This window comes from Paenibacillus sp. P4_E11 (genome assembly GCF_056401635.1).
On record NZ_JBFUIX010000059.1, the window covers coordinates 36,857 to 43,978 of the forward strand.

7 protein-coding genes are annotated in these 7,122 nt (G+C 48.1%); 5 read left to right on the top strand and 2 right to left on the bottom strand.

Annotation, left to right across the window (positions count from 1 at the left end):
* The first annotated feature begins 58 nt into the window (after nucleotides 1-58).
* From AC1DWB_RS21005 to AC1DWB_RS21015, 3 genes are all read left to right on the top strand, one after another.
* Nucleotides 59-2,005: an ATP-dependent DNA helicase gene (locus tag AC1DWB_RS21005; RefSeq protein ID WP_477543050.1), complete on the top strand. Its 1,947-nt coding sequence runs from the start codon at nucleotides 59-61 to the stop codon at nucleotides 2,003-2,005.
* 286 nt (nucleotides 2,006-2,291) lie between these two features.
* Nucleotides 2,292-3,131 carry a hypothetical protein gene (locus AC1DWB_RS21010; protein ID WP_477543051.1) on the top strand — a complete coding sequence of 280 codons (840 nt, stop codon included), beginning with the start codon at nucleotides 2,292-2,294 and terminating at the stop codon, nucleotides 3,129-3,131.
* Nucleotides 3,128-3,310 carry a hypothetical protein gene (locus AC1DWB_RS21015; RefSeq protein ID WP_477543052.1) on the top strand — a complete coding sequence of 61 codons (183 nt, stop codon included), beginning with the start codon at nucleotides 3,128-3,130 and terminating at the stop codon, nucleotides 3,308-3,310. Before AC1DWB_RS21010 ends, AC1DWB_RS21015 begins: the two co-directional genes overlap by 4 nt.
* Nucleotides 3,311-3,321: 11 nt before the next feature.
* Here AC1DWB_RS21015 and AC1DWB_RS21020 read toward each other — a convergent pair whose 3' ends face one another.
* Nucleotides 3,322-4,101, bottom strand: coding sequence for an endonuclease/exonuclease/phosphatase family protein (locus AC1DWB_RS21020; protein WP_477543053.1), 780 nt, complete (start codon nucleotides 4,099-4,101; stop codon nucleotides 3,322-3,324).
* 105 nt (nucleotides 4,102-4,206) lie between these two features.
* Nucleotides 4,207-5,487: a histidine--tRNA ligase gene (locus AC1DWB_RS21025; protein WP_477543054.1), complete on the bottom strand. Its 1,281-nt coding sequence runs from the start codon at nucleotides 5,485-5,487 to the stop codon at nucleotides 4,207-4,209.
* 368 nt (nucleotides 5,488-5,855) lie between these two features.
* On the opposite strand from AC1DWB_RS21025, the gene AC1DWB_RS21030 reads away from it, so the two are divergent.
* Nucleotides 5,856-6,305: an NUDIX hydrolase gene (locus AC1DWB_RS21030; protein WP_477543055.1), complete on the top strand. Its 450-nt coding sequence runs from the start codon at nucleotides 5,856-5,858 to the stop codon at nucleotides 6,303-6,305.
* A 176-nt stretch (nucleotides 6,306-6,481) separates the two neighbouring features.
* Nucleotides 6,482-6,982 (top strand): DinB family protein, encoded by a 501-nt coding sequence (locus tag AC1DWB_RS21035; RefSeq protein ID WP_477543056.1) that lies wholly within the window; start codon nucleotides 6,482-6,484, stop codon nucleotides 6,980-6,982.
* Nucleotides 6,983-7,122 lie beyond the last annotated feature (140 nt).

The following is a 7,122-nucleotide window of genomic DNA, read 5'->3' on the forward strand; positions in this document are numbered from 1 at the left end:
TATCCGATTCATGAGATAATGATTAGTTCATGAAACTAACGGTCGGAGGCTATCAACATTGGAGCGTTATCCTTTTTCCTATGATCATTCCCAACCTTTCACCCAGCAGCTTGGCGAATGGATTGCAGATGTATTTTATGACCTATTGCCGGAAGCTGGATTTGAAGTTCGGGATGAGCAGATCTACATGGCGTTTCAGTTGGAACGGGCATTTGCCGAGAAACAGACGATATTCGCGGAAGCGGGGGTAGGGACGGGGAAGACGCTCGTCTATTTGTTGTACGCGATCTGTTATGCCCGCTATACACGGAAGCCGGCGATTATCGCTTGTGCGGACGAATCGTTAATCGAGCAGCTAGTGAAGCCGGAAGGTGACATCGCCAAGCTGGCCCGTCACTTGAGTCTGGCCATTGACGCTCGACTTGGAAAGTCACCGGATCAGTATACATGCCTCGTCAAGTTGGATGATGCGAGATTCCGTGATGAGGATGGAGAGATGTATGAGGAGATTCATGACAGCTTGCCTGAGTTTGTTCGCGTGCCTGCAGCTATGCAAGCATTCCACGCCTACGGTGACCGGAAGAACTACCCGCATCTGAATGATGAGCAATGGAGCCGGATTGGCTGGGACAGCTTCCAGGACTGCTTCGTATGCGAGCGCAGACACCGGTGCGGCCAGACCTTATCACGAGACCATTATCGCAAATCCGCTGATCTGATCGTCTGTTCGCACGATTTCTATATGGAGCATGTGTGGACATACGAAGGGAGGAAGCGGGAGGGACAGCTGCCGTTGCTGCCGGATCATTGTGCTGTCGTATTCGACGAGGGTCATCTACTGGAGCCTGCCGCACAGAAGGCGTTGACGTACAAACTGAAGCACGACGTCTTCGAATCGATCATCACCCGCTTGCTACAGGGTGAGATCCGCGAATCACTGGCTGTTCTTATAGATGAAGCGATTGCGCAGAGTGAATTCATGTTCGACTTGCTGGCTAAGCGAAGTGTCGACATCGTCGGTTCCGACCGCAAGCAGATCGAGTGGGATGATCAGTTGCTGCGGGAAGTGCTTCGGTTCCAGTCGGTACTTACTGCGATCGAAGAAGAGCTCGTGTTCGAGAGTGAGCTCTATACGCTGAACGACTATCAGCTGCGTATCGTGGAAGAGCACATTGAGATGCTGCAAAAAGCTTTGAGCTTGTTCAAGCATAAGGAGTCACTGATCAGCTGGACGCTTGATACGGGGAATGGCCTCAGCTTGGTCATCATGCCGAGAACGGTGAAGGAAGTGCTGCGGGAGCGGGTATTTGCCCTGAATATCCCGATCGTGTTCTCCTCTGCGACTTTATCCGTGGACGGGTCGTTTCAATATATAGCGGATAGTCTTGGGATCGAGTCGTATTTGTCCTTCTCCGTCGACTCCCCTTATGATTACGAGCAGCAAATGAAGGCGTACGCGCCAGAGCTGTCGGCCGAAGCAACGTTCTCGGACAAGCTGCACACGGCGGTCCGACTGCTCAAGCAGTCGGATGGTCGAGCGCTGTTGCTGTTCCCTGATCGGGGCATGCTGCAGCAATTCAAGCGTGAAATCGCAAACGAGCCGGACTGCGCAGGCATGCGCTTCCTATTCGAGGGAGACCGGGAGATTAGCGATCTGATCGCTGCGTTCCAACAGGACGAGCCGAGCATATTAGGTGCAGTCAGCTTGTGGGAGGGGCTTGATGTGCCGGGGCCGTCGCTCTCGAACGTGATCATTTGGTCGCTGCCCTATCCGCCGCAAGATCCTGTCTTCATGGCCAAGCGCAAATCGTCGAGTTCCCCCTTCGAGGAGGTCGATCTGCCCTATATGCTGCTGCGACTGCGGCAAGGAATGGGCCGACTGATTCGATCGCGCGAAGACAGCGGCATCGTCGCCATCTTGAGCGAGGAGCTTCATGAGGCGCATCCGGTGCGTAAGCGTATCGAGGCTGTCATGCCGCGAGGCGTTCGGTTGGAAGGGTTTTGATTAAGGGCTCCACATCTTGACCACACTGATACGTATCGAATCGTGTGACAGGATGGTGGAGCTCTGGTGTTTTTCCGAAAGAAACCAGTAAACAAGAAACCTATAGTAACCAAGCATGAGCTTATTCAATTGCCGAACGGGGCCTCGGTGGAACTGATGAGATTCAAACCTAGTAAGCCGATCCCTCCCGTTCGTGGAAAGAAATAACACCTTTCTGACCAGATTCTATTTGCTGTTTTTACCAAATGATATACAATTAGGTAGAGTGAATAGGTTGGAGGGTCATATGAAGAAGATGCATTTGCTTATTACAGGCGGCATTGTTTTTGTTTCCGCTTCCGCCATTTCGGCTATGATTGGTGAACTGAAAACCGTGGTGTCTTTTGTTAGCTGGCCTTTGAATTATTTTGCCGATACAATGACGCCCACTGCGAATACGCCGGACTTCTTAAAAGTTTTCTATGCCGCAGCTTGCGTGATCTTGTATTTGCATATTGTTGGCGGAGTCATGCAGTTCATGAATTGGGTTTACATAGCGTATAAGGGTAACGAAGGGGCATCTCAACCAAAGGGTGGGGAGGATTTTATAGCGACTTCTTATTCCGAAGAAATAGCGGCAGCCATTGAGGTTATTGAGAGACCGGACGTGTTGGATGATCACATTCAGATCGAATTGGACGACTTGATGAAAGAGATCGGGCGAAGCATCTCAAAGAGCTTCCCGGAAGTTGATTATCGAAATATTCGACATTGCTTCATCACCCAGGATCTTAACGGGGAAATCGTCATTATCCGCTTGGGCCGACAATTGATTCTGAAACCAGAAGACGCGGAAATAGTAGATTGGGTACTTACCAGTTTCTACGAAACCCATGTATTGGTTCCCATTCCTGCAGACAAAGCTCGGGATTCAGAAATGAAAGCGGTCGGACTAGTGCGGAACTCCGGTTCCTTATTCAAGCTTGGGTTCGTCATACTTCTACCTACATTAGACATTCTAACCGAGGATTCTCGCGGACGCTTTTACAATAGTTCACTGAGTATCCCTCTTATCGCTCACATAGACAAGCTTATGACCCATATGGTAAAATATACTATGAAAATGAGAGGAGGGTCTGCACAATGATAGGGTTGAGACAGTATAACGGAACAACGTCGAGTGGTGAGGAATTCTCGGTTATTGTATTCAAGCCTTCATCCGCGATCCGACCCGCCACTCGAACGACTAGAGAGAGCTTTATTTCGAAGAAAACTACGAGCCAAGCATCTAACGGTACACGTGAGAATAGAAGAAAAACCCGCTAAGTTCCTAGAACTTAGCGGGTTTTTTGGCTAAAGACCAAATCCGCGACAATCGGCCTGTGGTCGGATGCGTGGGAGTGGATGATTTCTGTCCGGAGTGTTCGCACACCTGGGCTCGTTACAATGTAATCGATCTTTTGCTTGGGCATATGTGCCGGGAACGTAAAGCCTGGATCACCGGGGTGCGAGCTTGACCAAGTATCTGGCAACACGGATAAGAGGGGGATCAACTCTTCCGCATCCGGGCGAGCGTTGAAATCACCGAGCACCAGTACCGTCTCCGAAGCATGATTTGCGAAGGTGTCGAGCATTTCTTCCACTTGTCGCCTACGTACAACTGGATTCGTCTGGTAGTCGAGGTGGACTACATAGACAGTCAAGGGGTTCCCGTCCACATTCAACACGACGCTGGCGAATCCTGGCATCGGCTTGGGTGTCGGGGAGGCATCCTGAGAGGATAGCCGGGTCATGGGCAGATTAACTGCCTGCTGAATCGGATACTTGCTTAATAGTGCAACGCCGAATTGACACGAATGCTGGGGCGCAGGCTGTGGCTGCAATGTTGGAAGCTCATAGATGGGGGCATAGAACATGTGCATCCCCAGCAGGTCAGCAAGTGTCTCCGCCATATTGTCATCGTTGCTGCGGCTTCCCCAATGAACGTCAACTTCCTGCAAACCAACTATGTCTGCGCCTGAATGTCGAATCACATCCGCAATCCGTTCTACATCATACTGATCATCCATCCCGATTCCGGCGTGTATATTGTAGCTCATGACTCGAATGACTTTCATCTGACTTCCATAGCCTCCTCTCCTATGATTCACGATGGTTAACTACCAATTCCACGCCGATTATTCGTTATCCTGCACAAGGTGTGGAGTAGGATAGCGATCCTGCTAGAGGGAACGCGACAACATATATACAGCTTCTTGTACTGAAACAACAGACTCCTGTCCTTCTTCCATATCTTTCAACCGCACTTCGTTCATCGCAGCCTCATCTTCGCCGATTAGAAGGACGAAACGAATCCCTCTAGCAGCAGCCGARGGAAGCAGCTTCCTTAGCTTCCGGCCGCTCGTCTCCATTCGTGCGCGGATACCGGCTTGCCGCAGCGCAACAGCTGCGTTCAAGGCGTTCGACAAGGTGTCACCGATCGGCACAATCAGAACAGGGGCAGGTGTAGCTGGCAATTGTCGCTCCTTCAACACTTCCAAGATCGACTCCATGCCGAACGATAACCCTACGGCGGGATATGGAATATCGTCCCGTCCAATCAATAGTCCGATCATCGTGTCATAACGTCCGCCTCCGCCCAAGCTGGAAGTGAACGTCCCGGAAGTTTCGAATATTTCATACACTGTGCCTGTGTAGAAGGACAAGCCGCGAGATAAGAAGGGGTCGAACTGACAAGTCTCGGTAAGACCTGTCTTGCTAAGAAGTTGCTGCAGCGCCATAACTTCAGCAGCACCTTGGCTCAGTTGAAGGCCGAACTTCTTCACGATCGTTTCGAAAGTCAGATCGGTCATGCGCATCAAGTCCAGCACTTGTGCGGAAGCCGTCTCGCTTATGCCTTTCCTCGTCAGCTCCTCTTGCACACCTGCAGCGCCAATTTTGGCCAGCTTATCTAATGTAAGGATGACGGACAACAGTTCCGCTTGCGGAATTCCCATCTGTTCAAGGAGCTCCCCGAGGAAGCGCCGATTGTTCCAACGCAGGACGATCGGGATCTTCAGATTCCGGAAGCCGTCGACGGCTAATTGCATCAGCTCAACCTCTGCTTCTGGACCAGCTACTCCAACTACATCCACATCGCATTGCAGAAATTCACGCAGCCGACCGCGCTTGACAGGACCGTCGCGGAACACTTTGCCGATTTCATACCGTCTAAACGGCATCTCAAGACCCGGATTCAGGGCGATCACCTTGGAGAATGGAATGGTCAGATCATAGCGAAGTCCCAAGCTTCGCCTGCCTTGATCACTGAGTTGGTACATTTCTTTCAATATTTCATCGCCGCCTGCATACTTGGATGTGAGCAGCTCTAGCTCGTTCAATATGGGAGTCTCTAGCGATTCGAAATCATACAGCACGAACAGCTCCTCCAGCACACGCTGCACATTTCTGCGGAGCTCCTGCTCCTTCCCCCAATAATCGAATGTACCTTTTACGTTCTGCATTTGAATCCTTCCTCTCTTCTCAGTAAAATGAAAAAACGCGCCGGACCTCGTGGTCCTGCGCGTTTCTATATCGCAGGGAGGCCGAACGCGAAATGCGTTAGCCCGCCCTGAATGAATTCAGGAAGTGCTAACGCTCTTTGTGATGATGAAGTTGGCCGAACAAAGTTGTGATAGTAAGGGTGATTGGCATCATTGTTCGTCTCCTTCAATCGTAGTTGGAAACAGTATACATGCAAACCGGGGGAGATGCAACTTATGGATAATATTTCTGATACCTGTATACCGATGTGGTAAAAAGAGGAATAAGTCTGTATATGAAGAAAGGCTTATTATCAGTAAATAAATCTTTTCATTAGGAGGAAAGTGGAATGTTAGAATTTATCACTGAGTTGCCGCCTAATAAAATTATTGGCGGAGTACACTGTGTTCCGGTCTTAGATAATGGAAACTTAGTAATGGTCTGGGATAGGGAAGAAAAAGTATTATCAACTATCGGAGGACGATTAGAAAAAAACGAATCAATTATTGATGGTCTCAACAGAGAAGTTATGGAAGAAGCGGGATTAATTTTGTCAGAGGAAAAAACACTCTTTGCAAGTTGGTATTGGAAGGAGTTCGACGCATATAGGCTATATTATTTAGTTAAGGTGAAGGAATTTGTAGAAATTCCGAACGGTTTTGAAACAACGGGATATGTGATTACGAATTTTCAAACTGCTATCGACATGATAAAGAAAATTGAAGGAAGAGAGGAGCGAATAGAGGTAATCAGAAGAGCAGGAATATTGTCGGGGCAACTTAATGAAGAGGAACAGTAAAAAACATATCATTAATGCAACAAGTTATTCGCTCAACTAAAAGAGACAAAGGACGAGGCTGCCGGTATTAATCAGCAGCCTCATTGATGTTGGGCAAAATATTTGATTAGTACCAAGTCATATTACCTTGTATTATAATAATGGGTGAAAATACCATTATTAGCGGGGGGCTGAACATGAACTATTTCAAGGAAAATCTTTCTTCTACAAGAAAACAATTGATAAGTGAGATTTCACCAATACCAGATGAAATATTCAATCTAAAAGCTGAAGAAAATAAATGGAGTATAGCCCAGATCTGTCAACATTTATTGAAAACGGAAATTCTGTTTGCAAAAGCAATTCGTTTCGGACTCGAACAAACCAAACAAACAAAAACAGTGCGCAAACCGATTGAACGTATATTAGATAGATCGAAGTTATATATTGCACCAAAAATTTCTGAACCAGATCCGGGACCTTTCCATGTTCTTCGGCTAATTGAACAATTAAATGATTCAAGAATAGATTTATTGGGTGTTCTAAATACAATTGAGAACAAGTCCATTTTGGAGGAAATAGCTGTGAAGCATCCAGTGTTCGAAGACTTATCATTAGATCAATGGGTTGAGTTGCTTTACTTACATGAACAACGACATATTCAACAAATAAAAGATCAAAAGGCAATAATCCGTTAAACTAGACGGGTACGATACCTGAACAAACATTTGGAACGAGGCTGCCGCCTTGTTACACTCTAACGGGACGCTTTAGTTCAAGCAGCAGCAGGCCACCAACCTCGATCGGTGTCCTGCTACGTTAAAGGGCAGTTTAATAC